Source organism: Micromonospora hortensis, from assembly GCF_022230935.1.
Taxonomy (GTDB): domain Bacteria; phylum Actinomycetota; class Actinomycetes; order Mycobacteriales; family Micromonosporaceae; genus Micromonospora; species Micromonospora hortensis.
Window position 1 is genome coordinate 1 of the sequence record NZ_JAKKFE010000058.1, and the last position, 578, is coordinate 578.

Below are 578 nucleotides of genomic sequence, written 5' to 3' on the forward strand. Positions count from 1 at the left end.
CGCCCGGTGCCGCCCGGGCGTCCCGCAGACCGCACAGGCGACCAGCGCCGGCGCCCAGCCGGCCAGGGACATCCCGCGCAGCAGGTACGCGTCGAGCACCAGGGTGGTGGCGTGCTCACCCCGGGACAGCGCCTTCAGCGCGCCAATGGTGAGCTGGAACAGCCGCAGCGACGGCTCCCGTTCCACCGGGGTCAGCCGCTCGGCGGTCTCGGCGATCGCGCTGGCCGCCGTGTAGCGCGGATAGTCGCCCAGGAACCGCTTGCCGTACAGGTCGATGCCCTCGACCTGGCTCACCGTGTGCAGAGAACTGCCGTGGTTGCCCTTCGGGTCACCGGCGAGCTGGAGGTCGACGTGGCCGAACGGCTCCAGCCGGGCACCGAACTTGCTGGTGGTGCGGCGGATCCCTCGAGCCACAGCCCGCAGCCGGCCGTGCCGGCGGGTGAGCAGGGTGATGATCCGGTCGGACTCGCCGAGCTTCTGCACACGCAGCACCACCGCGTCGTCGCGGTAGAGCTGTCGGCGATACCCGGCCATCGGACCATTCTCCCTCGGGGTGTGAAATCAGGGTTGGTTCGGGG

The 578-nt window shown here is 71.3% G+C and carries 1 protein-coding gene; it reads right to left on the bottom strand.

Annotated elements, in window-relative coordinates; translation table 11 throughout:
• A partial coding sequence (gene recO / locus NIE111_RS28145) for a DNA repair protein RecO (protein ID WP_238687316.1) occupies positions 1–534 on the bottom strand: 534 nt, incomplete at its 3' end.
• Positions 535–578: the final 44 nt, after the last annotated feature.